This window comes from Streptomyces sp. Tu6071 (assembly GCF_000213055.1).
Lineage (GTDB): Bacteria > Actinomycetota > Actinomycetes > Streptomycetales > Streptomycetaceae > Streptomyces > Streptomyces evansiae.
The window spans coordinates 5510135-5536807 of the sequence record NZ_CM001165.1 but is presented as its reverse complement, the minus strand read 5'-3'; the positions used below and the strand labels follow the sequence as shown (position 1 = coordinate 5536807).

The window sequence follows — 26673 nt, the reverse complement described above, 5'->3', positions numbered from 1 at the left end:
ACGGGGGCGGCGGTCCCCTGCGAGCGTCCCGCACGGGGGCGGGCGGGGGGAAGGGGGGTGACTCGATCGGGGGGGTGATCGAGTTCCTGGGTCCCGGTTGCCTCGGTGCGGGGGATTCCTGACGGTACAGCAGCTCAGGCGGGGGGCGCGGGGCGAGGGTTCCTCGTTTCCACCGGAGCGGCCGTGCGGGGGCTCCACGCCCGCGCCCCCGCTCCTCAGCCGCCGGAGGGGGCTTGAATGCGCCCCTGCTGGGTCAGTTCGGCGTGCAGTGAGCGCGCCGCCTCGTCCGTCAGGGAGGCGATCTGGTCGATCAGGACGCGGTGGCGGGCGGGATCGTCCCCGGCCTGGTCGAAGAGGGCGCGGAACTGGGGGTCCAGGCCGTGCGGGGCGCGGGCCGCGAGCGCGGCGCCGAGTTCGGTGAGGAGCACGCGCTGAGCGGCGCGGATCTCCTCCTGTTCCGCGCGCTGGATGACGTAGAGGTCCGCGACGGCCTTGAGGAGCCCGCACTCCAGGCGGGCGGTGCGCGGGACGACGAGGCGGGCCGCGTAGCGGCTGAGCGGCGCCGGTCCGTGGGCGGCGCGGGTCGCGGTCTCGGCGGCGAGGCAGAAGCGGCCGATGAGTTCGCTCGTGGCGTCCTTCAGGCGGGCCTGGGCGGTGCCGGTGCCGTCGTAGTGGTGCGGCCACCACTCCTCGGCGAGGAGGCGGTCGAGTGCCGCGTCGAGTTCGGCGCGCTCCGCGTCGGGCGGTACGTGGCCGCGGTCGAGCGCGACGCGGTGGATCTCGGCCCGCTCGGGCTCGGAGAGCAGCGCGTTGGGGTCGATGTGGCCCGCGTGCAGGCCGTCCTCCAGGTCGTGCACGGAGTAGGCGACGTCGTCGGACCAGTCCATGACCTGGGCCTCGAAGCACGTACGGTCCCGGGGCGCCTCGGCGCGGAGCCAGCGGAAGACGGGGAGGTCGTCCTCGTACACGCCGAACTTCGGGTGCGCGGGGTCCAGCGGGTGCCCGCCGCGCGGCCAGGGGTACTTGGTGGCGGCGTCGAGGGCGGCGCGCGTGAGGTTGAGGCCGACACCGATCCGGGTGTCGTCCGGGCCCGGCACGAAGCGCTTGGGCTCGATGCGGGTGAGCAGGCGCAGGGACTGGGCGTTGCCCTCGAAGCCGCCGATGTCGCGGGCGAGTTCGTCGAGGACCTGCTCGCCGTTGTGGCCGAAGGGCGGGTGGCCGAGGTCGTGCGAGAGGCACGCGGCCTCGAGGAGGTCGGGGTCGCAGCCGAGCGCGCCGCCGAGGTCGCGGCCGACCTGGGCGCACTCCAGGGAGTGGGTGAGGCGGGTACGGGGGCTCGCGTCCCAGGCGTGACCGCCCGTGCCGAGGGTGACGACCTGCGTCTTGCCCGCGAGTCTGCGCAGCGCGGAGGAGTGCAGGACCCGGGCCCGGTCGCGCTGGAAGGCGGTGCGGCCGGGGCGCTTGTCGGGCTCGGGTGCCCAGCGCTCGGTGTCCGCCGGGGTGTAGTCCGCCGTGTCGTGGGACAGCCGATTCGTCTCGCCATCGGCCTGCCGGGAAGTCGCTGCCATGGGACAGAGCCTAAGCGGAGGGAGGGACATCCCGGACAGATGTGCGGGGGCGAGGCAGGGCAGGGGCGGCGGGGCGGGGTACGGAGCGGGGCTCAGGGGCGGGGCCGGCCGGGGCGCGGGGCGTGCCCGGCCGGGTTCCGGGGAAGGCCGGCGGCGGGCGGGAGCGGGCCCCGACCGGCTTTCCGGGGCGTTGTCAGTAGTGGGTGCGAGACTCGGCGGCACGTGGCAAACGTAGGGATGAAAGCGGGGGCGATCATGTCGTTCAACGGGCCTGTGGCCGATCTGCACCGGTACCTCCAGGAGGCGCGCGAGGCCGTGCTGTGGAAGGCGGAGGGCCTCTCGGAGTACGACGTACGGCGCCCGTTGACGCCGACCGGGACGAACCTGCTGGGGCTCGTGAAGCACTTGGCGGCGGTGGAGCTGGGGTACTTCGGGGACACGTTCGGGCGGCCGTACTTCGCGAAGGGCGAGGAGCCCGACTTCCACTGGACGCGCGAGCCCGAGGACGACCTGTGGGCGCGCCCCGAGGAATCCAGGGCCGCGCTCACCGGCCTGTACCGGGCGGCGTGGGCGCACACGGACGCGGTCCTCGCGGAGCTGCCGCTCGACGCGGAGGGCCGGGTGCCGTGGTGGCCGGAGCACCGGGCCGTGACGACGCTGCACCACGTCCTGGTCCGCGTCCTCGCCGAGACGCAGCGGCACGCGGGCCACGCGGACATCACGCGCGAGCTGCTCGACGGGCGCGCGGGGGCGGGCCGCGAGGACGCGAATCTCCCCGAGTGGGACGGCGGGGAGTGGTCGGCGTACCGCGAGAAGGTCGAGCGCGCGGCACGCGAGGCGGACCCGGAGGGGGCGGAGCGGGCGGGTGAGCGGGAGGGGGCGGGGGCGTGACGGAGGGGCGAGGCGGTCCGCCCGCTGGGAGGCGGGGGCCGGAGGACCGGAGGGACGGGGCGGAGACGTCGGGGGGCGGGGCGCGGGCGTCCGGGGCGGACGTTCCGTGGGTCGGCGCGGCGGCTCGATCCGCCGGGGTGGAGCTGCGGGCGCTCGGGTCCGCCGACTGGCCGTTGTGGCGGGAGCTGCGGCGGGCGGCGCTCGCGGACGCTCCGCACGCGTTCAGGGCGCGGCTCGCCGACTGGGGTCCGCGCGAGGAGCGGCGCTGGCGGGACCGGCTCGTGCTGCCGGGCGCGTACCACCTGGCGGCCTTCGTGGACGGGACCGCGGTGGGGACGACGAGCGGCCTCCCCGCCGGGGACGGCACGGTCGAGCTGCACTCTGTGTGGGTGGCGACGGCGGTACGCGGACGGGGCCTCGGGGGCCTGCTGCTCGGCGCCGTGGAGGAGTGGGCGCGACGGATAGGCGCGGCGCGGCTGCGGCTCGGGGTGCTGGCCGGGAACGCGGAGGCACGGGAGATGTACCTGCGGCGGGGGTTCGTGGTCGAGGGGCGGGACGGGGAGGGGGAGGGCGCGGAGCTGCGGATGACGAAGCGGGTCGAGCGGTGAAAGGCGGGAAGCCGGGCGGGACGCTTGTGGGGACGCAGGGGCCCCGCCCGGCCGTCGGCGTGGCGGGGATAGCCGGGTGACGAGGCAACCCCTGGGGCTCGTCGAACGGATCACCTCAGGGTTTGGCGGGCCCCCGGTGGCTACAACGCCGGGGCGGGCGGCCGGGGTTCCCGAGAGGCGGGTCCGGGGCGGGGAGTCCCCGGACGGGACCCGGAAGGGGTTCGCGCGCCGGAAGGGCGCGCGGAAGGCGGCTCCCCGAGGGATTCGCGCCGGGATGGCGTGGGGGCGGCTCCCCGGAGGGGGGTTCGCGCGCCGGGCTAGCGTGGGGGGCATGGTGAACGAGGACGGCGCGGGCGTGTCGGGCGGGCTCGGGCCGCTGGCCCGGGAGCTGGGGATCGAGCTGGTCGAGGTGGACGGGCGGGCGGCCACCGCTGACGACCTGTTGTGGCGGGCCGTGCGCGGGGACGGGCACTTCACCGCCGCGCAGGTGCGGGGCGGGAGGGTGCGCGGGGTCGGAGTGCATCTGGAGCGCTTGCGCGCCGCCTCGCGGGAGTTGTGGGGGGAGGAGCTCGATCCGGGGCTCGTGCGGGAGCGGGTGCGGCACGCGCTCGGGGGCCGTGCGCGCGACGCCGCCCTGCGCGTGTACGTGCACCGGCCCGCCGGGGCGCTCTCGCTCATGGTGACCCTCGCCGCGCCCGGCGAGGTGGGCGACGAGCCGCTGCGGGTCCGCCCGGTCCCGTACGTACGGCCCTTCGCGCACGTCAAGCACCTCGGCGGCTTCGGCCAGACGCACTACGGTCGGCTCGCCGCGCGGGAGGGGTACGACGAGATCCTGCTCACCGGGCCGGACGGCGAAGTGGCCGAGGGCGGGGTCACGAACGTCCTCTTCTGGGACGGCGAGCGGCTCGTGCTGCCCACCGCGCCCGCGCTCGCCGGGACGACGCTCACGCTCCTGGAACAGGGGCTGCCCGCCGCCGGGCTCGCCCCCGTGCGGCGCCCGGTGCGCCTCGCGGACCTGGCCGGTTTCCGCGCGGTGTTCCTCGCGAACTCGCGCGGCATCGTGGCCGTCGGCGAGATCGGCGGGCACTCCTACGCGGTGGACGGGGCCCTGCTCCGGCGGCTGCGCGCGGTGTACGAGGCGGTGCCCTGGGAGGAGGTCTGAGCCCCGGGCCGCCTGATGGGCTGTCACCCGTACGCCCGCGCTGAGCGCGCGGCGGGGGGCGGGGCGGGCTTACCTCTTAGGCGGGGCGCGTTCGGCTTCGCGGCACGCAGAGGTCGCGAGCGGGCCCCCGCGGAAGGAGGACCATGCCCGCGAGGCGTACGCGGAACGGTGCGGTGGCCGCCCTTGTCCTGGCCGGGGGGTGCGCGCTGCCGGCGGTCGCCGTCGCGGCGGAGCCCGCACCGGCCCCCGCCCTGCGGCTGGTACCCGCCGCGGCGGCACCCGGAACGAAGGTGACCGCGCACGCGGCCGGCTGCCCCGGGCACGCCGCGACCGGCACGGTGCCCGCGCTGCGCTCGGGCGGCTTCGCGCTCAGCGGCGGCACGGAGGCGCCCGACGCGGTGGGGAGCTTCCGCGTGCCGGGCACCGCGAACCCGGGCACCTACGAGGTGGTGGTGCGGTGCGGCACGGGCGGCGCGGAGACCAAGGCCGACCTGCGGGTGGGCCTGAGCGGCGCGTACGGGCCCTCGGGGGTCGCGGCCGGTACGGCGGCGGCGGACACCGGCCGCGGGACGCAGCTCGCCGGCGGCCCCGGGCCGCTCGGCCGCGACCCGGTGCGCGTCGCCTGCGGCGTCGGGGTGCTCGCCTTCGCGACGGTGTGCGGGACGTGGCTCCTGCACCGGAGGACGCGGGGCACCGTGTAGCCAAACGGGGCCCCACAGCCCGGCACCCCGCTCCCGGCCCCGCGACCCGGAGCACGTGCGCGCGGCCCTGGACAGGGGCGGCCCGGGAGGGGCCGGGCCCCGGGGCTGAGTCCGTTCAGGCCACCCACTGGTCGTAGGCCAGCTTGGCCACGAGCCCGAGCACGACCACCACGAGCACCGTGCGGACGAAGCCGCTGCCCCGCTTGAGGGCCGTGTGCGCGCCCGTCATGCCGCCGATCAGGTTGCACGCCGCGAGCGGGAGGGCGAGGCCCCACATCACGTTGCCCTGCACCGCGAACGTGACGAGGGCGCCGAGGTTCGTGCACGTGTTGACGATCTTCGCCGTCGCCGAGGCCGAGACGAGGTCGAGGCGCAGCACGGCCGTGAGCGCGAGCACGAGGAACGTTCCCGTACCGGGCCCGAAGAACCCGTCGTACGCGCCGATCCCGAGCCCCGCGAGGAGGATCGCGGCGACCACCCGGCCCCGCCCCGCCGCCGGTCCCGCGGCCTGCGTGCCGAACGCGGGGCGCAGCATGACGAAGGCGAGCACCGCGAGGAGCACCACCATGATCATGGGCCGCAGCACGTCGCTGGAGATGCCCGCGGCGAAGAGCGCCCCGATCGTCGAGCCGAGCAGCGCGGCGCCCCCGATCCCCACCGCGATCCGCACGTTGACGGGCGCGCCCTTGCGTACATAGGTGAACGCCGCGCCTCCCGTCCCCACGATCGCGACGGCCTTGTTCGTGCCGAGGATGTGCGCGGCTGGTACGTGCGGGACGCCGAGGAGCAGCGCGGGCAGCAGGAGCAGGCCGCCGCCGCCCACGACGGCGTCGATCCAGCCCGCCGCGAGCGCGGCGAGGCACAGCACAAGAACCGTGGTCAGGGGTATGTCGGGCATGAGCATGACCTTATGCGCACGCCTGTACGGGGCACGCACGCCCGTCCCGGACCGCTCGCCGCGCGGGCGGGACGCCCACGGCTGACGGGGTAGAAGGGCCCGGACAGCGGCCCGTCCGGAGCCGCGCAGCACGACACACGACGCAGACACGAGGAAGGGAGCGGCGCGATGGCCGCCGGTACAGGAGGAAGCGGAACACGCACGCGGGGGTGGAGTGCCGCCCGTATCCCCGCCCAGGAGGGCAGGACCGCCGTCGTCACGGGGGCCAACAGCGGCATCGGCTACGTCGCCGCGCGCGAACTCGCCCGGCACGGGGCGCACGTCGTGCTCGCCTGCCGCAGCGAGCGGCGGGGCGCCGACGCGGTGGCGCGGCTGCTCTCGGAGGTGCCGGGGGCGCACGCGGAGTTCTCGCGGCTCGACCTCGGCGACCTGGGCTCGGTACGGGAGTTCGCGGCGCGGCACGTACGGCGGCCCGTCGACGTGCTGCTCGACAACGCGGGCGTCATGGCGCTCCCGTACGGGCGCACGGCGGACGGCTTCGAGCGGCAGTTCGGCGTCAACCACCTCGGGCACTTCGCCCTCACGGGTCTCCTGCTGCCCGCGCTGCTGCGCACGCCAGGAAGCCGGGTCGTGACGGTGTCCAGCATCCTGCACGTGCTCGGCAACCTGGACCCGCAGGACCTCGACAGCGCGCGCCACTACCGCCGCTGGCTCGCCTACGGCCGTTCCAAGACGGCGAACCTGCTCTTCACGCACGAACTCGCCCGCCGTCTGGACGCGGCCGGCGCGGACACGGTGGCCGCCGCGGCGCACCCCGGGTACGCGCGCACGAACCTCCACACGGCCGGGTCGCGGCTGGAGGGGCGCAAGGCGGCCGAACGGCTCGCCAGGCTCCGCACCCGGCTGGTCGGGCAGCCCGCCGAAGCGGGCGCGCTGCCCTCGCTCTACGCGGCGACGGCGCCCGGTGTCGGCCAGGACTCCTTCACGGGCCCCCGCTTCCTGATGTGGCGCGGCGCCCCGGGCCCGTCCTGGCGCGCCCCGTGGACGCGTGACGACGAGACGGCGCGGCGCCTGTGGGCGGCGTCGGAGGAGCTGACGGGGGTCCGGTACGAACTGCCGGAGGCGTGAGCCGCGCGGTTCACGCGCCGCCCCGGGGCCCGTACCCGATCGCGGGCTCCCGGGCCCGCGCGGTTCGCCCGCCTCCCCGGGCCCGCACGGTTCGCCGTCTCCCCCGGACCCGCGGGCCCGTACGGTTCACGCGTCCCCGAACCCCTCCCCCAGCACCTCCCTGTCCACCCGTTCCTCCAGCCGTTCCAGCAGCTCCGCGCCCGTGCGCAGGAGGCCGAGGCGGTGGGAGGTGCGGAGGTCGGTGTCGAGGCGGTGCCACAGGAGGGGGTTGGCGGTGAGGACGGCGGTCTCGCAGCTCAGGCGGTGGCCGCTCGTGTCGCGCAGGAGGAGGCGTGGGACGAGGCCGCCGGTCTCGGTGAGGGAGACGAGGCGGTCGGTGCGGACCGTGTGGCGGCGGATCAGGCCCCACGTGCGCAGTTCGCCGGGGCGGGTTCCGGTGCGTACGGGGTGCAGGGCCGCATGGAGGAGGACGGCGAGGCCGAGCCACAGCGCGGCGCGCGGGGCGTCGAGCGAGCCCCGTACCCCGTCGATGAGCAGCGCGAGCGCGAGGAGGAGCCCGGCGCAGAGCAGGGCCGTGCCCAGGTCGTGGCGCCAGCGGCGGTCCGTCGTCCAGCGCGCGGGCGCGGTCCCCGTACGGGGGAAGGCCCGCCCGCCCCGTACGGGCCACCCGGCCCGCGCGCTCCGTGTCCCCCGCGCTCCCCGTACCGCCTTCGTCATCGCGCGTACCCCTTCCTGTTCCTCGCCGGAGCGTAGGCCCCGCGCGCGGCGGCCTGCCCGCGCTCTGACGTGGTGCTGACGCGGAAGGGTGCGGTCCCTACGGCGTGTTGACGCGCACCTGACGCAACTTTGACAAAACGTTCGAGCCCTTCTGTCACAATGCTCACGGCACACGCCGGTCGAGAACACTCCCGGTGGGAGGTGCCCACGAAGCTAGGGGGGACGCCACGATGGCGATCCAGACCGTTGTGCGGAAACGAAGAGTGTGGGGCACGGCCGCGACAGCGACAGCGCTCGCGGTGGTGACCGGCGTGCTCGTGACCAACGGGGGGCCCGGGGGCGGCGGTACGGCGCAGGCGGCCAAGCGGCCCGCGCCGCACGCCGTGCGCACCGCGCTGCACACCGTCGCCGTGAAGGCCGAGGGCGACCAGGCCGCGCTCGGGAAGCGCGACACCGGGCCGTTCAGCCTGCTCGGCCTGTCATGGACCAAGCCGACCGCCGAACTGCCGGGGACGGTCCGGGTCCGGGCGCGCGCCACGGGGACGGGGACCTGGGGCCCGTGGCAGAGCCTCGGGACCGAGGGCGACGGCACGGCGCAGCCCGAGAGCACGCGCGGTGCGACGGAGCCGCTGTGGGTCGGGCCTTCGGACGGCGTGCAGGTCGACGTGGACGGGCGCGGCTCGGCGCTCCCCGCCGGGCTGCGGCTCGAACTCGTCGACCCGGGGAAGTCGCCCGCCCCGGCGTCGGACGCCGACCCGGCGGCCTTCGTCGCGGACGACGAGCCCGCGGGAGGGACCGGTGCTGCCGAGGGGGACGAGGCCGCCGACGCGGACTCCGGTACGGGGACGGCCGACCCGGCGTCCTCGCCCACCCCCGCCGAGAGCACCCCGGGAGCGGAGTCGAGCCCAGCGGCGGGCAGCCCCGCGCCCGGCGCGTCGGCGCCGGTCGCCCCCTCGGCCCCCGCCTCGCCCTCCACACCGGCCGCGCCGACGACGACCGCGACGACACCCGCCGCGGGCGCCACGACGACGCCTCCGCCGACCGCTCCCCCGTCCACGGCGCCGCGCCCGCCCATCGTGACGCGCGCACAGTGGGGCGCCGACGAGTCGATGAACGACGAGGCCCCCGAGTACGGCACCAAGGTGGAGGCGGTCTTCGTCCACCACACGGTGGACGCCAACTCGTACTCGTGCGACCAGTCGGCCGCGATGGTGCGCGCGATCCGCACGTACCACATCAAGACGAACGGCTGGAAGGACGTGGGGTACCACTTCCTCGTCGACAAGTGCGGCACGATCTTCGAGGGCCGCAAGGGCGGTGTGGACCTGCCGGTGATCGGCGCGCACACGTACGGCTTCAACACCGACACGACGGGCGTCGCCGTCCTCGGCGACTACAACAAGGCGGCGCCGTCCTCGGCCGCGAAGACCGCGGTCGCGCGGATCGCCGCCTGGAAGCTCGGGCAGTACAAGGAGGACCCGACCGGCAAGGTCGGGCTCGTCGCCGGGGCCGACGGCTCGGGCACGGGCGGGAAGTTCAAGAAGGGCCAGACGGTCACCCTCAACCGGATCTCGGGCCACCGCGACGGCTACGCGACGGAGTGCCCCGGTACGCAGCTCTACGCCGCGCTCCCCGAGATCCGCACCCTCGCGGGCGGTGCCGTCGCCGGGCTGAAGATCACCGGCTTCACCGGGGCGGGCGTCTCGGGCACGAAGGCGTGGACGAAGGGCACGGCGACGGTGCGCTGGTCGGCGACCACGCCGAGCACGCTGGTCAACCGCTACGAGGTGCTGGTCGACGGCAAGGTCTCCGTCACCGCGAAGGCCACGGCGACCTCCGCGGCGCTGACCTTCGCCTCCGGCACGCACACCGTCGCGGTGCGCGCCGTGCACGTCTCGGGCAAGGCGAGCACGACGGCGGGCACGACCGTCGTGGTCGACAGAACGGCGCCCTCCTTCGGCACCAAGCCGTCGACCGCGCTGCGCACGGGCACGGTGGGCAGCACGTCCGTGCCGGTCACCCTCAAGTGGGCGGCGACGGACGCGGCGGCGCTCAAGGAGGTGCGGCTCACGAAGCCGTCCGCCGTGACCTACGGGCCCACGACGAAGAGCGCCTCGCTCACCGCGAAGCCCGCCGCCACCACGACGTGGTCGCTCACCGCGTACGACCAGGCGGGCAACACCGCCTCGGCGAGCACCACTTCGGCCCCCGCGATCCTCCAGGAGAGCAGCGGCAAGAAGACGGGCAAGTGGACGACGAAGTCCTCGTCGAGCTACCTCGGCGGCACGTCGTACAGTTCCTCGGCGAAGAACGCCTCGCTCACCTACACCTTCACGGGGCGCGGCGCCTCGCTCGTCTTCTCGCGCGCGTCGACCTCGGGACAGGTGTACGTGTACGTGGACGGCGTGAAGAAGGCGACGGTCGACCTGAAGTCGAGCACGACCAAGTACCGCGACGCGCAGTGGACCACGGCCTGGTCGAAGAGCGGCAAGCACACGGTGAAGGTCGTCGTGGCGGCGACGAAGGGCCGGCCGACGATCACGACGGACGGCCTGGTGTACCTGAAGTGACGTACGGGGCCGCCCGGTGCACGCACCGGGCGGCCCGCACTCGTCCGGCGTGAACTCCGGGACGCGCCGGGCTCCCCCGTACTTGTACGGCGTGAACCTCGTGCGGCGGACCGCCCGGTTCGCACTCGCACGGCATGCACTCCCGTACGGGCACGCCCGGACGGCGAAGGAGCGGCACCCCCGCACAGGGTGCCGCTCCTTCTTCGTGCTCCGGGCGCTTCCCGTGCCCCGCCCCGGTGAGGGTGGGACGGGCGGGGGCGGGGGCCCGGGGCGGGGACCCCGGAGGGGTGGTCGGTGGCGGAACGGTGGCTCAGGCCGTCGTGTCCGTCCCGGGCTTCGCGGCGGCGCGGGCCGCCTCCAGGCGGGCGACCGGGATGCGGAAGGGCGAGCAGGAGACGTAGTCGAGGCCGACCTCGTGGAAGAAGTGGACCGACTCCGGGTCGCCGCCGTGCTCGCCGCACACCCCGAGCTTGAGGTCGGGGCGGGTCGCGCGGCCCGCGCGGGCGGCGTCGGCGACGAGCCTGCCGACCCCGTCGCGGTCAATGGTCTCGAAGGGCGAGACGCCGAAGATGCCCTTCTCCAGGTACGCGGTGAAGAAGCTCGCCTCGACGTCGTCGCGCGAGAAGCCCCAGACCGTCTGCGTGAGGTCGTTGGTGCCGAAGGAGAAGAACTGCGCGGCCTCGGCGATCTGCCCCGCGGTGAGCGCGGCGCGCGGCAGCTCGATCATCGTGCCGAGCGAGATCCCCAGGTCGGTGCCCAGCTCCGACTCGATCGCGGCAATGACCTCCTCGGCCTCCTCGCGGACGAGTTCGAGTTCCTGGACGGTGCCGACGAGCGGGATCATGATCTCGGCACGCGGGTCGCCGCTGTTCTCGCGGCGGTGCGCGGCGGCCTCCGCGATGGCCCGCACCTGCATCGTGAACAGGCCGGGGATGACGAGGCCGAGGCGTACGCCGCGCAGGCCGAGCATCGGGTTCTGCTCGTGGAGGCGGTGGACGGCCTGGAGCAGGCGGAGGTCGTTCTCGTTGGCGTCCCTCCGCGATTCGGCGAGGGCGACCCGTACCGACAACTCGGTGATGTCCGGCAGGAATTCGTGCAGCGGGGGGTCCAGGAGGCGCACGGTGACGGGGAGTCCGTCCATCGCCTCGAACAGCTCGATGAAGTCCTGCTTCTGGAGCGGGAGGAGTTCCGCGAGCGCTTCCTCACGCTCCTTGTCGGTGTCGGCGAGGATCAACGACTCGACGAGGGTGCGGCGTTCGCCGAGGAACATGTGCTCGGTGCGGCACAGGCCGATGCCCTGGGCGCCGAAGCGGCGGGCGCGCAGCGCGTCGGCGGCGTTGTCGGCGTTGGCGCGCACGCGCAGGCGGCGGGTGCGGTCGGCGTAGGCCATGATCCGGTGGACGGCGGCGACGAGTTCGTCCGCCTCGTCGGCGCCCGCGTGCATGCGGCCCTCGAAGTACTCGACGACCGGCGAGGGCACGACGGGTACTTCGCCCAGGTAGACGCGGCCCGTGGAGCCGTCGATGGAGACGAGGTCGCCCTCCTCGACGACGGTGCCCGCGCTCGTCGTGAGGCGGCGCCGCTTGGTGTCGACCTCCAGCTCCTCGGCGCCGCAGACACAGGTCTTGCCCATGCCGCGCGCGACGACGGCGGCGTGCGAGGTCTTGCCGCCGCGTGAGGTGAGGATGCCCTCGGCGGCGATCATGCCGTCGAGGTCGTCGGGGTTGGTCTCGCGGCGGATGAGGATGACCTTCTCGCCGGAGCGGGACCACTTGACGGCCGTGTACGAGTCGAAGACGGCCTTGCCGACGGCCGCGCCGGGCGAGGCGGCGATGCCGCGCGCGACCGCCTCGGCGCTCGACTTCTCGTCGAAGCGCGGGAACATGAGCTGCGCGAGCTGGTTGCCGTTGACGCGCTGGAGAGCCTCGGCCTCGGTGATGAGGCCCTGGTCGACGAGCTGGGTCGCGATGCGGAAGGCGGCCGCGGCCGTGCGCTTGCCGACGCGGGTCTGGAGCATCCACAGCTTGCCGCGCTCGATCGTGAACTCGATGTCGCACAGGTCCCTGTAGTGGTTCTCCAGGGTCTCCATGATGCGCATCAGCGCGTCGTACGAGGGCTTGTCGATGCCCTCCAGGTCGGCGAGCGGCACGGTGTTGCGGATGCCCGCGACGACGTCCTCGCCCTGCGCGTTCTGCAAGTAGTCGCCGTAGACGCCCTGGTGGCCGCTGGCGGGGTCGCGCGTGAAGGCGACGCCCGTGCCGGAGTCGGGGCCGAGGTTGCCGAAGACCATCGAGCAGACGTTGACGGCGGTGCCGAGGTCGTGCGGGATGCGCTCCTGGCGGCGGTAGAGCTTGGCGCGCTCGGTGTTCCACGAATCGAAGACGGCGTGGATCGCCAGGTCCATCTGCTCGCGCGGGTCCTGCGGGAAGGGGCGGCCCGCCTCGCGCTCGACGAGCTTCTTGTAGCTCTTGACGAGCTTCTTCAGGTCGGCCGCGTCGAGGTCGACGTCGGTCGCGGCCTTCTTCGCCTTCTTCGCCGACTCCAGCGCCTCTTCGAAGAGTTCGCCGTCGACGCCGAGGACGGTCTTGCCGAACATCTGGATCAGGCGGCGGTAGGAGTCCCACGCGAAGCGCTCGTCGCCGGCCTGCGCGGCGAGCCCCGCCACGGAGGCGTCCGAGAGGCCGATGTTCAGGACGGTGTCCATCATCCCGGGCATCGAGAACTTGGCGCCGGAGCGTACGGAGACGAGCAGCGGGTCGTCCGCCTGGCCGAGCTTCTTGCCCATCGTGGCCTCCAGCGCGTCGAGGTGCGCACTCACCTCGTCGCGCAGGGCCGCGGGCTCCTTGCCGCTCTCCAGGTACGTCTTGCACGCCTCGGTGGTGATGGTGAATCCGGGCGGGACCGGCAGGCCCAGGTTCGTCATCTCGGCGAGATTCGCGCCCTTGCCACCGAGGAGATCCTTCAGGCGACGGTTGCCCTCAGTGAAGTCGTAGACGAATTTAGGCGTCTCGCGCGGCGCGCGCGGCGTCTCGGGGACGGACGCGACGGACGTGCCCGCACCGGCACGGCCTGCGGCCTCGGGGTGCTGCTGCTTTGTGGACGACACGGGACTGACTCCTCGCGGCTGACTGCCCTGACGGCGAGGAACATACCCAGATCCAAGGTGGTTCGGCACCTGGACCTGGGGGTCATGCGGGCACAACGCGCCGCCCGCCAGGAGATCGAAAGTGTCGTCAGGGGCGGGGGCGGACCGGCGCGCGCTTCAAGCCCTGAAAACGGAAGATGCAGCTCCGGTACATTCCGCTCACATGAGCAGGGGTTGCCGTCATGTGCGTTCACTTCCTGAAATCACGGATGGTGGCACCGGGTGCCATTCTTCGGGAGCTGAAAACCCACCTATCTCGCTCATCTGAGTTAAACGACTCTCAGACGTGGCGTGAATCACGCGAAATCCAGGCCCCGAAGGGCCACGATGCGGACGCGCGTGCGAGCGCGGGGTACGGCCGTACGGGTGAGCGCGGGCCTGGCGGGCCACGTGCGACATCGAGTGCCGGAGCACCGGAGCGAGGCGGCCTGGGAGGCGTCGGCGATCACGGAGAGTCGTGAAATACGGGGCCGAGTGGCGGGAAGGGACGGCGGCGCCGAGGCTGGAGCGGTGGCGAAGATCCGCTCCCCGGAGGAGCGGTGGCGAGGCCCCACTCCCCCGGAGGTACGCGTGATGGCGGTTGCCCCTCCCCTCCCCCCTGGGCTCGACGGCCTGTGGACGCTGCCCGGCGTGTACGCGCCGCAGGCCGACACCCACCTGCTCGCCCGCGCCCTCGGCACCGAGCCGATCGGCCCGCACACGCACGTGCTCGACCTGTGCACCGGCAGCGGGGCGCTCGCCCTGCTCGCCGCCCGGCGCGGCGCGCGGGTCTGCGCGACGGACCTGTCCTGGCGGGCGGTGGTCTCGGCGCGGATCAACGCGGCACGGGCCGGGCAGCGCGTGCGCGTGCTGCGCGGGGACCTCTCCGGCCCGGTGCGCGGACAGCGCTTCGACCTCGTCGTGAGCAACCCGCCGTACGTGCCCGACCCGGCCGCGCGCACGGGCCCGCGGCGCGGCCGGAGCCACGCGGCCTCCCTCGCCTGGGACGCGGGCCCCGGCGGGCGCCACCTCGTCGACCGGGTCTGCGCCCACGCCGGCGACGTCCTCTCGCCGCGCGGGGTGCTGCTGCTCGTGCACTCGGCGATGTGCCGGGCCGAGGAGACCCTCCGGCGGCTCGGCGAGGCGGGGCTGCGCGCCGAGGTCGCCGAGCGGTGCGAGGTGCCGTTCGGCCCCGTGACCCGGGCCCGGCTCGCGTGGCTGCGCGCGGAAGGCCTCCTCGACGCGGGGGCGGGGACCGAGGAACTGGTGGTGATCCGTGCCGAACGCGCCTGAACACCCCCGCCGGAGCGAGGCCGAGCGCCCCCGCGGGAACGAGGCCGAGCGGCGCCGCAGGATCTCGGTGGACCGTGAGGGACCGCTGCTGGTCGAAGGCCCGGTCGAGGTGGTCGCGGACGACGGGACGGTGTCGGTCTCGGACCGCTTCGTCGTCGCGGTCTGCACGTGCCGCCGCAGCCGTACGTACCCGTGGTGCGACACGAGCCACCGCGGGCACCGCCGCCCGGCACGCCCCGCGACCCCGCCGCGCGAACGCGAAGGAGGCGGCGCATGACGACGACCACCGACCGCGCACCCCGCACGGGCCCCGCGCTCCCCGAAGCCCGCGGCCCCCTCTCCGCCCGGGTCCGCGCCGCGCTGACCGCGCCCGAGGTCCCGGCCGTGGACACGGCGGGGGCGGCGACGGCGGACCCGTACGGCGAGGACCTGCACGTCGCGCTCCACACGCTCTACGAGCTGCACTACCGGGGCTTCGCCGGGGTGCCCGAGGACCATGAGTGGCACCCCGCGCTGATGCCGCTGCGGCGGGCGCTGGAAGAACGGTTCCTCGGGGCGCTGCGGGCCGACGTGCCCGGCGGCCGGGACGTCGCCGAGGTCTTCGACGGGCTGCTGGTGGAGCCCGCCGACCACACCGGGAGCGTCGCGTACCACCTCGAACACGAGGGCACGGGGGAGCAACTGCGCGAGTACGCGGCCCTGCGCTCGCTCTACCACCTCAAGGAGGCCGACCCGCACCTGTGGGTGGTCCCCCGGCTGACCGGCCGCGCCAAGGCCGGGATGGTCGCGATCCAGTACGACGAGTACGGGGCGGGGCGGGCCGAGGGCATGCACGCGCGGCTCTTCGCGGACCTCATGACGGACCTCGGCCTTGAGACGCGGTACGGCCACTACGTGGACGCGGCCCCCGCCGCCGCGCTCGCCGTCGTCAACATGATGTCGCTCTTCGGCCTGCGCCGTTCGCTGCGCGCCGCGCTCGTCGGCCACTTCGCCGCCGTCGAGGTCACCTCCTCGCCCGGCTCCCGCCGCATCGCCGCCGCGATGCGCCGCACCGGGGCGGGACCCGCCGCCGAGCACTTCTACGCCGAGCACGTCGAGGCGGACGCGGTGCACGAGCAGGTCGTGCGCCGCGAGGTGATCGGCGGCCTCCTCGCGGACGAACCGGGCCTCGCGGCGGACGTCGCCTTCGGCGCGGAGGCGACGGACCTCCTGGAGGACCACCTGGCGGCGCACCTGCTGGGGGCGTGGCGGGAGGGCCGGTCGGCGCTCAGGGACACCCGGGACGCGCGCTGACGCACCGTACGGGGGCAGGCGGCGGAACCCAGACGACGGGAGCCCTCATGGCGGTCCGGCACAAACTGATCGAGCGCCCCAGGCCGAGGTGTGGGCGGTCCTCGCGGACGCCGCGCGCTACGGCGACTGGGTCGTGGGCACCGACAGGTCCTGGTCCCAGGAGGGGCACTGGCCCGAGGAGGGCGCGAGCATCGGGTACACGGTGCGGCTCTGCGGCCGGACGCTGTCCGGGCACACCTCCGTACGGCGCTGCGAGGCGCCCGCGATCCTGGAACTCGAAGTCGACAGCGGCCGGCTCGGCACCGCCCGTATCGCGCTCGACGTGCGGGAATGGGGCGCGGACACCCTCGTCGTCCTCGACGAGCACCCCCTGCGCGGGCCCGCCGGGCTCCTGCACAACCCGCTGGCGGACGCGCTGAGCCAGGTGCGCAACCGCCTCATGCTGTCGCGCCTCGCGAAGACGGTGGCGGCGGGTTCCCCGCGCGCGGAGGGGACGGGCTGATGGCGGACGCGGTGGTGATCGGCGCGGGCCCCAACGGGCTCGTCGCGGCGAACGTGCTCGCGGACGCCGGGTGGGGCGTGGAAGTCCTGGAGGCGAACCCGGAGCCGGGCGGCGCCGTCCGCTCGGACCGCGGCGTCGACCCCGCCTTCGTCTCCGACCTCGGCAGCTCCTTCTACCCGCTGGCCGCCGCCTCGCCGGTCCTCGCCGGCCTCGGCCTGGAGCGGTACGGGCTGCGCTGGAGCCACGCCCCGCGCGTCCTCGCGCACCCCTTCCCCGACGGGAGCTGCGCCGTCCTGGAGCGTCGGCCCGAGGACACGGCGGCGGCCCTGGAGGCGGCGGCGCCGGGCGACGGCGAGGCGTGGCTCGGCCTGTACCGGACGTGGGAGCGGGTCGGGCCCGGTCTCATCGGCGCGCTGTTCACGCCGTTCCCGCCGGTGCGCGAGGGGCTGCGGCTCGCGCGGCTGGTGCGGGCGGGCGGAGGGCTCAGGCTCGCGCGCTCGCTCGTCCAGCCGGTGCGGCGGCTCGGCGAGGAGGAGTTCCGGGGCGCGGCGGGACGGGTGCTGCTCGCGGGCAACGCGCTGCACGCCGATCTCGCCCCCGAGGCGGCGGGCAGCGGCGGCTACGGCTGGCTCATGTCGATGCTCGGCCAGACCTACGGCTTCCCGGTCCCCGTGGGCGGGGCGGGCGCGCTCACGGCCGCGCTGGTACGGCGCCTGGAGGAGCGCGGCGGGACGGTGCGCTGCGGGGAGCGGGTGACGCGGGTCCTCGTGCGCGGCGGTCGCGCGGCGGGGGTGCGGACGGCGGGCGGCGAGACGGTGCCCGCCGGACGCGCGGTGCTCGCGGACGTGTCGGCCCCGGCGCTGTACGGGGAACTGGTCGACGCGGGGGACCTGCCGGGTCGCGTGCACGCCGATCTGGCGACCTTCCAGTGGGACTTCGCGACCTTCAAGGTCGACTGGGCGCTGAACGGGCCCGTCCCGTGGACGGCGGGGGACGCGGCCGGGGGCGCGGGCACGGTGCACCTCGCGGACGGCGTGGACGGCCTCACGCGCTTCGCCGCGCAGCTCGCCATGGGCCGCGTGCCCGACCACCCCTTCCTCCTCTTCGGGCAGATGACCACCGCCGACCCCTCGCGCTCCCCGCCGGTACGCAGGCGGCCTGGGCCTACACGCACGTGCCGCACACGGTGAGGGGCGACGCGGGGGACGCGGGCCTGGACGGCCGGTGGACGCCGGGGCAGGGCGAGGAGATGGCCGACCGGATCGAGCGCGAGGTGGAGCGCTGGGCGCCGGGCTTCCGCGCGCGGGTCAGAGCCCGCCGCGTCCTCGCGCCGCCGACGCTCCAGGCGCTCGACGCGAACCTGAAGGGCGGCGCGATCAACGGCGGCACGGCGGCGCTCCACCAGGAACTCTTCTTCCGCCCGCTGCCGGGCAGCGGACGCCCCGAGACCCCGGTCAAGGGCCTGTACCTCGCCTCGGCCTCGGCCCACCCGGGCGGCGGCGTCCACGGCGCCCCGGGCGCGAACGCGGCGCGCGCGGCGGTACGGGGGCACTTCCCGCCCAGGATGCTGAGCCGCCTCCAGCGGCACCTGGCCCGGCGGGACCGGGAGGGGACGTGGGAGGAGGAGTGAGCGATGGGCGGGGCGGCGCGCTCCGTCCCGTACGGGCGGCGGACCAGCCGCGGGCGGCACGCCTCGTACGGACGGCGGGTCAGCAGTCGGCTGCACACCCGGCCTCGTACGGGCGGTGGACCAGCCGTGTCCGTCTTCCGTACTACACCCCCAGCGCCGTCAGGCGTTCCTCCGCCCGTCCCGGGGCGTAGAGGTGTTCCACCACGAGGTGGGCCGCGCCCACGAGGGCCGCGCGGTCGCCGAGGCGTGAGGTGACGACGTCGAGGTGGGCCGTGCAGCGGGGCAGGGCACGCTGGTAGAGGAGTTCGCGGACCCCGGTGAGGAAGGGGGTGCCCGCGAGGTCGCCCGCGATCATGAGGACGCCGGGGTTGAGGAGGGTCACGACCGTCGCGAGGACCTCGCCGACCTGGCGGCCCGCCTGGCGGGCGAGGCCCGCGGCCTCGGGGTGGCCCTCGGCGAGGAGGGCACGGACGTCGGAGCCCGAGGCGGCGGGGACGCCCGCCGCGCGGAGCCGCGCCGCGAGGGCCCGGCCGCTCGCGACGGCGGCGAGGCAGCCCTGCGCCCCGCACATGCAGTCGAGCCCCTCCCCCGCCGGGACCCTGATGTGCCCGATGTCGCCCGCGCCGCCGTCCACGCCCCGGTACACGGTGCCGTCCACGACGACCCCGGCCCCTATCCCGGTCGACACCTTGACCAGGGCGAAGGCGCGGCACTCCGGCCAGCCGGTGCGCTGCTCCCCGTACGCCATGAGGTTGGCGTCGTTCTCGACGAGCACGGGGACGGGCGGGAGGGCCCCTCCCTCGAAGCCGCCCGCCGCACCGCCCCCGGAGCCGCCCGCCGGACCGCGCACCGAACCGCTCGCCTCGGCGAAGGCGCGCGCGAGCCGGCCGCTCAGGTCGAAGCCGCCCCAGCCGGACATGATCGGCGGGTCCACGAGGGTGCCGCTCTCGCTGTCCACGGGCCCGGGGACGGCGACGCCGATACCGCAGACGGAGGCGGGGTCGAGGCCCTCGTCCCCGAGAAGGCGCGCGAAGCGGGCGCCGAGTTCGCCGAGGACGTGTTCGGGCCCCTCCGAGAGGAGGACCGGCCAACTCGTCTCGGCGAGCACGTCCCCCGTGAGGCTGAGCACGGCGGCGCGGGAGTGACGGGTCTCCAGGTCCGCCGCGAGGACGATCGCGTGCCGGTCGTCGAACTCCAGGCGGACCGAGGGGCGTCCCCCTTGCGGCGAGGGCGCGCTCGGCGCCGCGTCGCCCTCGCGGAGCCAGCCGGCGCGGAAGAGCCGGTCGAGGCGCTGGCCGACGGTCGCGCGAGAGAGCCCGGTGACGCGCTGGAGGTCCCCGCGAGTCGTCGCGGAACCCGTGCGCACCAACTGGAGCAGATCCCCCGCGCTAGCCTGGTTAGCCACCGTGTCCTACCCCCTTGCGTTCGCCGAGTTCGCATTACACAGTAAGTTCTGCGTGTTAAATAGACGTAACCCTACGGTACCCGGTACCGCGGGCCCGGGACCTCGTGTGCCCGGACTGTCCCAGGACCTCCCCGGGGAGCGCTACGTGGAACCCACATCCCGAGTCACCAGCCGTCCCAGCCGTATCACGCGGCATGCGGGGCCCGTTGAGCTCCCCCACCAGGGTGCGCCGGGCCCCGCGACGGCGGCTCCCCCGGGTTCCGCGCCTCCCCCGCACCCCGCCGCGCCCCTCGTTCCCGCGCCGCGGATCGCATCCCATCCGCGTCCCCGTACGGGTGAACGTACGCGTGAGCTGCGCCACCTGTGGCGAGGCGCCGCCGCCGTGCTCGCGGCGAACCGGACGGGCGCCTCGACCGTGCCCTCGCGCTCCCTGTACCCGCACCAGTGGTCGTGGGACTCGGCCTTCATCGCGATCGGCCTGCGGCGGCTCGACCCGGCGCGGGCGCGCCGCGAGATCGAGACGCTGTTCGCGGCGCAGTGGGCGGACGGCCGCGTGCCGCACATCGTCTTCAACCCGGCGGTCCCGCTCGACGCGTACTTCCCGAGCCCGGACTTCTGGCGCTCCTCGCACGCCCCCGCCGCCCCGGCCGCGCCCGAGACCTCGGGGATCGTGCAGCCGCCCGTGCACGCGCTCGCGGTGTGGCTCGTGCACCGCGCGGCGCCGCGCGAGCCGGGCTCGCTCGCCTTCCTCGCGCGGATGTACCCGAAGCTCGTGGCGTGGCACCGCTATCTCTCCGAGGCGCGCGACCTGGGCGGCGCGGGGCTCGCCGCGCTCGTCCATCCGTGGGAGTCGGGCATGGACAACAGCCCGTGCTGGGACGCGCCGCTCGCGCGCGTCGTGCCTGCCCCGCGCGACTCCTACCGGCGCGCCGACCTCGACCACGGCAGCGCGGAGGACCGGCCGACGGATCTCGACTACGGGCGGTACGTGCGGCTCGCCGCCGCCTACCGCGACAGCGGTTACGCGGACCGGGCCGAGCGGCCCGACGGGGCGCGGTTCGCGGTCGAGGACCCGGGCTTCAACGCGCTCCTCATCGCCTCGGAGTACGCGCTCGCGGCGATCGCGGCCGAGCTGGGCGAGGACCCGGGGCCGCGCACCCGGCGGGCGCGGGAGCTGACCGGGGTGCTGGTCGAGCGGCTGTGGGAGCCGGGGGCGGGGCTGTTCCTGAGCCGGGACCTGGAGGGGAAGGCGGCAAAGCCGCCGGAGTACGGGGCCGCCGGGCTGCTCCCGCTCCTGCTGCCCTGGCTGCCGGAGGGGATCGCGGGGGCGCTGCGGGCGAGCCTGCGCGGGCCGCGCTTCGGGCTCGGCACGCGCAGCCTGCTCGTACCGAGCCACGATCTGACGTCACCCGCGCAGGACCCGCGTCGTTACTGGCGTGGGCCCGCCTGGTTCAACGTCAACTGGCTGCTGCTGCGCGGGCTCCGGCAGCACGGGGACCCGGTGGGCGCCGCGGCGCTGCGGGACGCGTTCCTTCGGACGGCGGGTGCGACGGCATTCGCGGAGTACGTCGATCCGGCCACGGGGCGGGGGCTCGGGGCGCGTGAGTTCGGCTGGACGGCCGCGCTCTGTCTCGACCTGCTGGCCGAGGAAGGGGTTGGGGAGTGAACAGGGAAGACACCGCTCGGCGGACGCTCGTGCACGGGTCGAGCTTCGCCGCCGTCGACGCGGCGGGGGACATCACGGGGGCGCGGGGCACGGCCCCGGACGGGCTCTTCGTACGGGACGCGCGCCACCTCAGCCGCTGGCAGCTCACCGTGGACGGCCGGGTGCCGCAGGTGCTCGCCCCGGCCGCGGGCAGCGGAACGCTGCGCAGCGTACTGAGCCCGCACGGCAGCCGCACCGAGCCGCCCGCCTGCACGCTCTTCCGCGAACAGGCCGTCGTGGACGGCTCGTTCGTGGAGACGGTACGGGTCCTGAGCAATCGTCAGGGCCCGCTCGCGGTCCGGCTCGCGCTCACCGTGGACGCGGACTTCAGCGACCAGTTCGAGCTGCGCGCCGACCACCGCACGTACAGCAAACCCGGGGCGGTGCGGGGCCGGGAGCTGACCGAGGACGGGGCTCTCGAATTCCGCTACCGGCGGGGCGACTGGCAGGCCCGTACCGCCGTGACCGCCGAACCGCCCCCGGACGCCGTCGAGGAGACGGGCACGGGGGCGCGGCGGCTCGTGTGGCAGCTCGACTGCGAGCCCGGCGACAGCACCGAAGTGACCTTGCGGGTACGGGCTTCGGGGAACGGCGGTCTCGCCCCGCTCCTCGTGCCGGACTCGCCGCGCGAGGCGGCGCGACTGCTCGCCGAGGAGGCGGCGGACTACGCGGAGGGGGTGGCGCTCGCGGCCGGCTGGCCCGAGCTGGGCGCGGCGTGCACGCGGGGGCTCGCGGACCTCGCCGCGCTCCAGGTCCCGGCGGCGGGCCCGGACGGGGAGCCGCTGCGGGTCCCGGCCGCCGGGGCCCCGTGGTTCCAGACGCTGCTGGGCCGTGACGCGCTCTTCACCTCGCTCTTCCTCCTCCCCTACCGCCCCGAACCGGCCGCGGCGACGCTCGCCGCGCTCGCCGCCGCGCAGGCCACCGAGGAGACGGCCGCGCGCGTCGCGCAGCCGGGCAAGATCGTGCACGAGGTGCGGCACGGGGAACTCGCGCACTTCGGGCAGGTGCCCTTCGGCCGCTACTACGGCTCGGTCGACGCGACGCCGCTCTTCCTCGTCCTGCTCGGCGCGTACACCGAGCGGACCGGCGACAAGAGCGCGGCGCGGCGCCTGGAGAAGCACGCGCGCGCCGCCGTGACCTGGATGCTCGACCACGGCGGGCTCACCTCGCGCGGCTACCTCGTGCACCGCGCGGACGAGGGCGGTCTCGCGCACCAGAACTGGCGCGACACGCCGGGCGCGATCTGCGCGGCCGACGGGACGCGCCCGAGCGGCCCGGTCCTGACGGCGGGCGCCCAGGGGTACGCGTACGACGCGCTGCGCCGGACCGCGCGGCTCTCCCGGCAGGTGTGGGACGACCAAGTGTACGCGGACCTGCTCGACCAGGCCGCGACCGATCTGCGCGACCGTTTCCAGCGCGATTTCTGGATGCCGGAGCACTCCTTCCCCGCGCTCGCGCTCGACGAGGACGGGCGCAGGCTCGACGCGCTCGCCTCGGACGCGGGACACCTGCTGTGGTCGGGGCTGCTCGACAAGGAGTGGGGCGAGTCGGTGGGCCGCCGACTGCTCGCGCCCGACTTCTTCTCGGGCTGGGGCGTGCGGACGCTGGCGGCGGAGCAGGCCGCGTACCACCCGCTCGCCTACCACCGGGGCGCGGTCTGGCCGCACGACAACGCCCTCCTCGCCCTCGGCCTCGCCCGCTACGGCCTCCATGACGAGGCCCTCCGCGTCGCCCACGGCCTCACGGAGGCGGCGGCGCACGAGGACCACCGCCTCCCGGAGGTCCTGGCGGGGTACGAGCGGACCCGGCACCCGCTGCCGGTGGCGGCACCGTACGCGTGCGTGCGCGAGTCGCGGTCGGCGGCGGCACCGCTGGCGTTGCTGACGGCGGTGAGCGGGGGGTAGGGGGCGGGGGCAGCGGGGGGCGAGAGGTCGGGGTGCCGGGGAAGCGGGGGCGGACGGGCGTGAGCGGACGAGCGGGGCGGACGGGCGTGAGCGGACGGGGCGCGGGGCGGGAAAAAGGACGTGCGGCCACGCGCCGCGCCCCCTAGGGTCGTCCGCATGTCTTTCCGTCAGATCTACGGCTGAAGCGAGCGGGCCGCCACCGGCCCCCTCCCCCGCCACGTGCCGCCCGGCCCTGCGCGCCGGTGCGTCGGCACGCGCTGCCCCTGTAGACCCGTAGACCTGAAACGAGTGTGTTCCCATGCCACTTGCCCCCGCCCACCTCGCGATGGTGTGCGCCCCCCTCGTGAGCCACATGCGGCCGAGCCTGGACATCGTGCGCGAGCTGGTCGCCCGCGGCCACCGGGTGACCTACGCGACGGCGCCCTCCGTCGCGCACCTCGTCGAGCCGACCGGTGCCGAACTCGTCCCCGTCACCTCGGTGTTGCCGCACGTGGACAACGAGTGGCCCGAGGACCCCATCGGGGCCATGGGCCTCTTCCTGGACGACGGCGTCCAGTCCCTTCCGCAGCTGAGCGCCGCCTACGACAGCGACCCGGCCGACCTCTACCTCTACGACATCGGCGCCTACCACGCCCGCGCGCTCGCCGAGGCGCAGGGCAGGCCGCTCGTGCAGCTCTCGCCCGCTTTCGTCGGGTGGGAGGGGTACGCGGAGGAGGTCGGCGCGCGGATCAAGGCGTTGCCCGGCGCGGACGCGTACCAGGAGCGCTTCGCGCGCTGGCTCGCGGAGTGCGGGGCGACGACGCGGGACGTCGACACCTTCATGGGCCCGCCCGCGCGCTCGCTCGCGCTCGTCCCGCGCGCGATGCAGCCGCACGCGGACCGCGTGAACACGGATGTCGTGACCTTCGTGGGGCCGTGCTTCGACGCGGAGGCGGAGACGTGGGAGCGCCCGGCGGACGCCGAGCGCGTCCTGCTCGTCTCGCTCGGCTCCGCGTTCACCCGGCAGCCCGCCTTCTACCGCGCGTGCGTCGCGGCCTTCGGGGAACTCCCGGGATGGCACGTGGTGCTCCAGATCGGCAAGTACGTCGACCCTGCCGAACTCGGCCCCGTACCGGCCCACTTCGAGGTCAGCTCCTGGGTTCCGCAGCGCGCGGTCCTCGCGGCGGCCGACGCCTTCGTGACGCACGCGGGCATGGGCGGCTGCGGCGAGGCACTGCTCGCGGGCGTCCCGATGATCGCCGTTCCGCAGGCCGTCGACCAGTTCGCCAACGCGGACCGCCTCGTCGAGCTGGGCATCGCCCACCGCGTCGACACGGCCGAGGCAACGGCGGACCGCCTGCGCGAGGCACTGCTCGACCTGGTCGGCGACCCCGAGGTGTCCCGCCGTTCCGCACGCCTCCGCGAAGAGGCCCTGCGCGAGGGCGGGACCACGCGGGCGGCTGATCTCATCGAGGCGGAACTCGTGGCGCGCGGCCACTGAGGGACGCCGGGCGGTCGCCCGGGAGACCCCTCGCGGTGTCTCCCGGGCGACCCGCCGACAATCGTCACGCCGGTACGGGAGCACGCGGGAAGGCCGGGGCTCCAGCCGATGGGATGCGGCTCAGCCCACCTCCTGGATGCGGATCAGGTTGCCCGCCGGGTCGCGGAAGGCGCAGTCGCGGATGCCGTAGGGCTGTTCGACCGGTTCTTGGACGACCTCGGCACCCGCCTGCGAGAGCGACGCGAACGTGTCGTCGAGATCCTTCGTCGCGAGGAGAATCCAGCCGTACGTGCCCTTCGCCATCATCTCGGTGACCGTGCGGCGCTCCTCCTCCGTGATGCCGGGGTCGAGGGCGGGCGGGGCGAGGAGGAGGGAGATGCTGTCCTGGCCCTTCGGGCCGACCGTGAGCCAGCGCATCGTGCCCTGGCCGACATCGGTGCGCACCTCGAAGCCGAGGATGTCGCGGTAGAAGCGGAGGGACGCCTCGGGGTCGGTGTGCGGGAGAACGGTGGTGTGCAGTGTGAGGTCCATGCCCCCGACGTTAGGCGGGGCCGGGACCGGGCGCTTCTCGAATCCTGACCGGTCGGGTGACCTGCTTGGCGAGGCACGCGGGGACGCCTTCCGCCGCGCCCCCGCCCGCCTCCCCGGCCGCACGCGCGGCCCGCTCCCGGTAGACGCTCGGCGGCATCCCGACCAGTTCGGTGAACCTGGTACTGAACGTGCCGAGCGAGGCGCAGCCGACCGCGAAACAGACCTCGGTGACGCCGAGGTCGCCGCGCCGCAGGAGCGCCATCGCGCGCTCGACGCGGCGCGTCATGAGGTACGCGTACGGGGGCTCCCCGTAGGCGAGGCGGAACTGCCGGCTCAGGTGCCCGGCCGACATGTGCGCGCCGCGCGCGAGGGCCTCGACGTCGAGCGGGCTCGCGTACTCGCGGTCGATGCGGTCCCGTACCCGTCGCAGGACGGCGAGGTCGCGCAGGCGGCGCGCCTCGGCCCCGCCGTCCCCCGTGCGCGGTGAAGTGCTCATCACGCCAGCGTGCCACGGACCGCCGACAAGGGCGCCCGCTCAGGGCTCGCGGGCCGGGGCTCGCGGGCCACGGGTCACGGCTTGCGGGTCACGGCTTGCGGGCGACGAAGCCCCACTGCTCGATGGGCTCGCGGTCGAGCGGGGCCTCGGGCTTCCACAGGTCGATGGAGCCGAAGCCGGGCTCCAGTACCTCCAGGCCCTCCGTGAAGCGCTCCATGTCCTCGCGCGGCCGGGAGCGGTACGCCATCGCGCCGCCCTCCTCGTACTCCTCGGACGCCGCCTTCGACTCGGGGGTCTCGATGGTGTCGCACTGGACGAGGTAGCTGCCCGAGGGGAGCGCGTCGAGGTAGGAGCGGAGCAGGGCGTGCGCGGCGTCGCTGTCCGGGACGTGGCCGAGGGTGGAGAGGATGAGGACGGCGACGGGCCGGGTCAGGTCGAGGGTCCGCGCGGCCTCGGCGAGCACGGCCGGGGCGTCGGCGAGGTCGCCGTGCACGTAGTCGGTCGCGCCCTCGGGGCCGCTCGTGAGCAGGGCGCGGGCGTGCGCGAGGACGATCGGGTCGTGGTCGACGTAGACGATGCGTGCGGTGGGGGCGACGGACTGGGCGACCTCGTGCGTCGCGTTGGCGGTGGGCAGGCCCGTGCCGAGGTCGAGGAACTGGCGGATGCCGGCCTCGCCCGCCAGGTGGCGCACGGCGCGGGCCTGGAAGGCGCGCGAGGCGCGCGCTATCTCCTTGATCTGCGGGTACGTCTCGGCCATGTACTGGCCGAGCTTGCGGTCCGCCTCGTAATTGTCCTTGCCGCCGAGCCAGTAGTTCCACATGCGTGCGGAGTGCGGCACGCTCGTGTTGAGTTCCTGCTCAAGGCGCTGCATACGGTCGTCGAGGGGAGAACTCATCGGCGTGCCTTCCTCTGCAACTCAAGTCCCACGAGGTCGCGTTGATCTCGTGTCACCTCATGATCGCATCTGTCCGGCCAGGCACAATGCCCTTTCGGCGGCTCCTTGCGCCCGACCGCCTCTCGGGCGCCCCGTCTCCCTCCGCCCTCAGCCTCCCCTTCCGGCCCTCTCG

General features: G+C 75.0%; 20 protein-coding genes and 2 pseudogenes. 14 read left to right on the top strand and 8 right to left on the bottom strand.

Annotation, left to right across the window (positions count from 1 at the left end):
* Positions 1 to 215: 215 nt before the first annotated feature.
* Positions 216 to 1568: a deoxyguanosinetriphosphate triphosphohydrolase gene (locus STTU_RS23175; RefSeq protein ID WP_007827377.1), complete on the bottom strand. Its 1353-nt coding sequence runs from the start codon at positions 1566 to 1568 to the stop codon at positions 216 to 218.
* Positions 1569 to 1823: 255 nt separating this feature from the next.
* On the opposite strand from STTU_RS23175, the gene STTU_RS23170 reads away from it, so the two are divergent.
* The 4 genes from STTU_RS23170 to STTU_RS23155 all read left to right on the top strand — a co-directional run bounded on the left by STTU_RS23170 (position 1824) and on the right by STTU_RS23155 (position 4930).
* Positions 1824 to 2459 carry a DinB family protein gene (locus STTU_RS23170; protein ID WP_007827375.1) on the top strand — a complete coding sequence of 212 codons (636 nt, stop codon included), beginning with the start codon at positions 1824 to 1826 and terminating at the stop codon, positions 2457 to 2459.
* 137 nt (positions 2460 to 2596) lie between these two features.
* Complete coding sequence (locus STTU_RS23165) at positions 2597 to 3067, top strand: GNAT family N-acetyltransferase (protein ID WP_007827374.1); 471 nt, start codon at positions 2597 to 2599, stop codon at positions 3065 to 3067.
* 331 nt (positions 3068 to 3398) lie between these two features.
* Positions 3399 to 4229, top strand: a complete 831-nt coding sequence (locus STTU_RS23160; RefSeq protein ID WP_007827373.1) for an aminotransferase class IV — start codon at positions 3399 to 3401, stop codon at positions 4227 to 4229.
* Positions 4230 to 4372: 143 nt separating this feature from the next.
* Positions 4373 to 4930: a hypothetical protein gene (locus STTU_RS23155; RefSeq protein WP_007827371.1), complete on the top strand. Its 558-nt coding sequence runs from the start codon at positions 4373 to 4375 to the stop codon at positions 4928 to 4930.
* A 115-nt stretch (positions 4931 to 5045) separates the two neighbouring features.
* Here the strand turns inward: STTU_RS23155 and STTU_RS23150 are convergent, their stop codons facing one another.
* Entirely contained in the window at positions 5046 to 5828 is a 783-nt protein-coding gene (locus STTU_RS23150) for a sulfite exporter TauE/SafE family protein (protein ID WP_029396786.1), read from the bottom strand.
* A 168-nt stretch (positions 5829 to 5996) separates the two neighbouring features.
* On the opposite strand from STTU_RS23150, the gene STTU_RS23145 reads away from it, so the two are divergent.
* Positions 5997 to 6956 carry an oxidoreductase gene (locus tag STTU_RS23145; RefSeq protein WP_043256070.1) on the top strand — a complete coding sequence of 320 codons (960 nt, stop codon included), beginning with the start codon at positions 5997 to 5999 and terminating at the stop codon, positions 6954 to 6956.
* 126 nt (positions 6957 to 7082) lie between these two features.
* Here the strand turns inward: STTU_RS23145 and STTU_RS23140 are convergent, their stop codons facing one another.
* Positions 7083 to 7673, bottom strand: coding sequence for a hypothetical protein (locus tag STTU_RS23140; protein ID WP_007827364.1), 591 nt, complete (start codon positions 7671 to 7673; stop codon positions 7083 to 7085).
* Positions 7674 to 7903: 230 nt separating this feature from the next.
* On the opposite strand from STTU_RS23140, the gene STTU_RS23135 reads away from it, so the two are divergent.
* Positions 7904 to 10243, top strand: coding sequence for an N-acetylmuramoyl-L-alanine amidase (locus STTU_RS23135; protein WP_234019303.1), 2340 nt, complete (start codon positions 7904 to 7906; stop codon positions 10241 to 10243).
* A gap of 310 nt (positions 10244 to 10553) precedes the next feature.
* On the opposite strand, the gene ppdK is transcribed toward STTU_RS23135, so the two are convergent.
* A complete protein-coding gene (ppdK, locus tag STTU_RS23130) occupies positions 10554 to 13349 on the bottom strand; it encodes a pyruvate, phosphate dikinase (protein WP_007827360.1) in 2796 nt (931 codons plus the stop codon).
* A 612-nt stretch (positions 13350 to 13961) separates the two neighbouring features.
* Here ppdK and STTU_RS23125 point away from each other — a divergent pair.
* The 5 genes and pseudogenes from STTU_RS23125 (at position 13962) to STTU_RS23105 (ending at position 18085) form a co-directional block, all read left to right on the top strand.
* Entirely contained in the window at positions 13962 to 14660 is a 699-nt protein-coding gene (locus STTU_RS23125) for a HemK2/MTQ2 family protein methyltransferase (RefSeq protein ID WP_007827357.1), read from the top strand.
* Positions 14644 to 14937, top strand: a complete 294-nt coding sequence (locus STTU_RS23120; RefSeq protein ID WP_043256067.1) for a CDGSH iron-sulfur domain-containing protein — start codon at positions 14644 to 14646, stop codon at positions 14935 to 14937. Before STTU_RS23125 ends, STTU_RS23120 begins: the two co-directional genes overlap by 17 nt.
* Positions 14934 to 15953, top strand: a complete 1020-nt coding sequence (locus tag STTU_RS23115; RefSeq protein ID WP_043256064.1) for an iron-containing redox enzyme family protein — start codon at positions 14934 to 14936, stop codon at positions 15951 to 15953. Before STTU_RS23120 ends, STTU_RS23115 begins: the two co-directional genes overlap by 4 nt.
* 47 nt (positions 15954 to 16000) lie before the next feature.
* Positions 16001 to 16455: pseudogene (locus tag STTU_RS23110) on the top strand (SRPBCC family protein).
* A pseudogene (locus STTU_RS23105) lies at positions 16455 to 18085 on the top strand (phytoene desaturase family protein). The pseudogenes STTU_RS23110 and STTU_RS23105 overlap by 1 nt, the downstream one beginning before the upstream one ends.
* Positions 18086 to 18227: 142 nt before the next feature.
* On the opposite strand, the gene STTU_RS23100 reads toward STTU_RS23105, so the two are convergent.
* Positions 18228 to 19490 carry an ROK family transcriptional regulator gene (locus tag STTU_RS23100; RefSeq protein ID WP_199785037.1) on the bottom strand — a complete coding sequence of 421 codons (1263 nt, stop codon included), beginning with the start codon at positions 19488 to 19490 and terminating at the stop codon, positions 18228 to 18230.
* A 382-nt stretch (positions 19491 to 19872) separates the two neighbouring features.
* On the opposite strand from STTU_RS23100, the gene STTU_RS23095 reads away from it, so the two are divergent.
* The 3 genes from STTU_RS23095 to STTU_RS23085 all read left to right on the top strand — a co-directional run bounded on the left by STTU_RS23095 (position 19873) and on the right by STTU_RS23085 (position 24579).
* The gene (locus STTU_RS23095; RefSeq protein ID WP_007827343.1) at positions 19873 to 21156 is read left to right on the top strand and encodes an MGH1-like glycoside hydrolase domain-containing protein; all 1284 of its coding nucleotides are present in this window, start codon (positions 19873 to 19875) and stop codon (positions 21154 to 21156) included.
* The gene (locus STTU_RS23090; RefSeq protein WP_043256062.1) at positions 21153 to 23099 is read left to right on the top strand and encodes a glycogen debranching N-terminal domain-containing protein; all 1947 of its coding nucleotides are present in this window, start codon (positions 21153 to 21155) and stop codon (positions 23097 to 23099) included. The genes STTU_RS23095 and STTU_RS23090 overlap by 4 nt, the downstream gene beginning before the upstream one ends.
* 298 nt (positions 23100 to 23397) lie before the next feature.
* Positions 23398 to 24579, top strand: a complete 1182-nt coding sequence (locus STTU_RS23085; protein ID WP_007827340.1) for a macrolide family glycosyltransferase — start codon at positions 23398 to 23400, stop codon at positions 24577 to 24579.
* A 120-nt stretch (positions 24580 to 24699) separates the two neighbouring features.
* On the opposite strand, the gene STTU_RS23080 is transcribed toward STTU_RS23085, so the two are convergent.
* From STTU_RS23080 to STTU_RS23070, 3 genes are all read right to left on the bottom strand, one after another.
* Positions 24700 to 25110 carry a VOC family protein gene (locus STTU_RS23080; RefSeq protein WP_007827338.1) on the bottom strand — a complete coding sequence of 137 codons (411 nt, stop codon included), beginning with the start codon at positions 25108 to 25110 and terminating at the stop codon, positions 24700 to 24702.
* Positions 25111 to 25120: 10 nt separating this feature from the next.
* Positions 25121 to 25606, bottom strand: coding sequence for a helix-turn-helix transcriptional regulator (locus STTU_RS23075; protein ID WP_010268504.1), 486 nt, complete (start codon positions 25604 to 25606; stop codon positions 25121 to 25123).
* Positions 25607 to 25694: 88 nt separating this feature from the next.
* Positions 25695 to 26477 carry an SAM-dependent methyltransferase gene (locus STTU_RS23070; RefSeq protein WP_007827329.1) on the bottom strand — a complete coding sequence of 261 codons (783 nt, stop codon included), beginning with the start codon at positions 26475 to 26477 and terminating at the stop codon, positions 25695 to 25697.
* Positions 26478 to 26673 lie beyond the last annotated feature (196 nt).